Consider the following 2,540-nt stretch of genomic DNA (forward strand, 5'->3'; position numbering starts at 1 on the left):
CATTGGCTTGACTAATGACGTCAATGTCTTAAATAAGTTTCGTCGTGAACGGATGCGGTCATATGGGATTGAAGATGCCAATCTGTATACAAATGATGCCCGAATTGAAAAAGAATTGGCCTACGCCAACAAACTATACGAAGAGTTGAATTGTCCAGTCATCAACGTGGCTGACCGGTCAATTGAAGAAACTGCCACTTTGATTATCATGTTCTTCAACTCAACCAAAACCTCAGGGTGAGAGCGAAATCGCTCAGCTTAAAATAACACTATAAAATAAAAAACAGCGCCATGATTGTCATGAGCGCTGTTTTTCAATCTATTAATGTTTGATCATCATTTTCATTTCTTGGACTAATTTTTCAATAGATTCAATATTCAATTCATCCATGCGTGCTGGCAAGCCTTCGATGATTTCCTTACAAATCATTGGGTTCGCGTAGTTAGCTGACCCAACTTGGACTGCTGTTGCGCCCGCGATGATCATTTCTAAAACATCGTCGATACTTTCAATCCCACCTACTCCAATAATTGGAATATCCACCACTTGGGCTACTTGACGAACCATTCGTAGGGCCACATATTTCACTGAAGAGCCTGATAAACCGCCTGTCACGCCACCTAAAATAGGTTGTCTTGTTTCTAAGTCAAATGTTTGACCAGTAATCGTATTAATCATGACAATAGCATCTGCACCTGCAGCTTCTACCGCTTTGGCAATTGTCGTAATGTCCGTTACGTTTGGCGTTAATTTTACATATACAGGTAAGTCTGTTGCTGCTTTGACTTGTTTTGTTAAATCGGCAGCTACTTCTGGGTCTGTCCCAAATTGTAGACCACCTAATTTAACATTCGGGCAAGAGATATTTAACTCTATCGCTTTAACATTTTCAGGCTGTGATAAGGCTCTTGTAGCTTCTACATAGTCTTCCACATTTTTACCTGCCACACTTTGGATAATAGGCACATCAAATTGGGCTAAATATGGTAATTTTTCTGCTAGGACGCCTTCAACACCTGGGTTTTTTAAGCCAACTGAATTTAAAATACGTTCGCCAGAGTGGAAGTAGCGTGGATCTGGATTCCCTTTTCGCACTTCAACAGTTGTCGATTTGTCCACTAAAGCCCCTAAGATACTTAAGTCATATTTGTCCGCGAACCCTTCACCGTAGCCGAAACAGCCTGATGCCGGCATAATAGGGTTCTTCAATTCTAAACCTGGTAATTTTACACTTAAACGTGACATAATAGCCTCCTTCAATAAGTTTTACTTGGATTATTTTTGCTCGTAAACAACTTCCCCATGGAATACGGTCAATGCACACATACCGTACACTTCTTCACCGTTGAATGGTGTCACTTGTGATTTTGACAAGTAGTCAGCAGGATCAATTGTATATGCTTGATCTAGATCAAAAACTGCAATATTGGCTGGGCTGTCAACTGCAACCGTTGCAGGTGTTAAGCCGAAAACTTCAGTCGGCGCAGTTGCCATTTTTTCTAATAAAAATGCTAGCGACATTATGCCAGTTTTTACAAAGTTTGTGTACATCACTGCGAAGGCCGTTTCAATACCCACAATCCCAAATGGTGAATGCATGAAACCGTTCGCCTTTTCAGCTAAGGTATGGGGTGCGTGGTCAGTTGCGACCATGTCTAAAGTCCCGTCTAAAAGCCCTTCTAATAAAGCTGCTTGGTCTACTTCTCCGCGTAAAGGTGGGTTCATCTTGTAAGTTGCATCATCTGAAGGAATATCAAGTTCATTTAAGATTAAGTGGTGAGGTGCCACTTCAGCTGTCACATGCACACCACGTGCTTTACCGTCTCGAATGGCAGCAACAGAGGCTTTTGTTGACACATGACAAACGTGGTAATGAACGCCTGTTTCTTCCGCTAAATGAATATCCCGGGCGATTTGGCTTGACTCGGTTGCATTCAAGATACCAGGTAACCCTAATTCCTTGTTTTTAATACCTTCATGCATCACGCCACCGAACAACAGACTTTCGTCTTCCGTATGGGCAACGATTGGTTTACCTACGCGGGCTGCTTCTTTCATAGCCAGATACATAGTGCCTGCAGTTTGAACCCCAAACCCGTCATTGGTAAAAGCAAAGGCTTCTGGCATATGTTCCATGTCGACTAAGTCGTCTGATTTTAGGTTACCTGTAATTGGCGCATATTGTAAGACTTCAATGACTGCATCTTGATCAATCAATTCTTGAATCGCTGTTAATTTTTCCGGTGTATCAGGTGCAGGATTCAAATTAGGCATGGCTGCCACTCGGGTAAAACCACCACGTGCTGCTGCTTGACTACCAGTTAAAATCGTTTCTTTATCTTCAAAACCGGGTTGGCGGAAGTGAACATGCACATCTGTCAATCCTGTAGTGACTAATTTCCCAGCCACATCAATAACTTGGTCATTATCCGCAATGTCGAAATCTAATTGCTCGCTAACTGCGACAATCTTTTTGCCGTCAATTTTTAAATGAACATCTACTAGTTGATTATCTTTTGTAACCTGTTTACCATTTGTG

3 protein-coding genes are annotated in these 2,540 nt (G+C 41.9%); 1 reads left to right on the forward strand and 2 read right to left on the reverse strand.

The features are described from left to right. Nucleotides 1–241, forward strand: a 241-nt coding sequence (locus ACRCJ0_RS11845) for a kinase/pyrophosphorylase (protein ID WP_431390540.1), incomplete at its 5' end; no start/stop codon positions are given. Nucleotides 242–322: 81 nt separating this feature from the next. Here the strand turns inward: ACRCJ0_RS11845 and ACRCJ0_RS11850 are convergent. Next, on the reverse strand, nt 323–1,246 hold the full coding sequence (locus ACRCJ0_RS11850; protein WP_431390541.1) for a dihydroorotate dehydrogenase: 924 nt from the start codon (nt 1,244–1,246) through the stop codon (nt 323–325). A gap of 30 nt (nt 1,247–1,276) precedes the next feature. Next, the coding region (locus ACRCJ0_RS11855) for a dihydroorotase (protein WP_431390542.1) at nt 1,277–2,540 on the reverse strand (1,264 nt) is incomplete at its 5' end.

The organism is Aerococcus sp. L_32 (genome assembly GCF_050689315.1).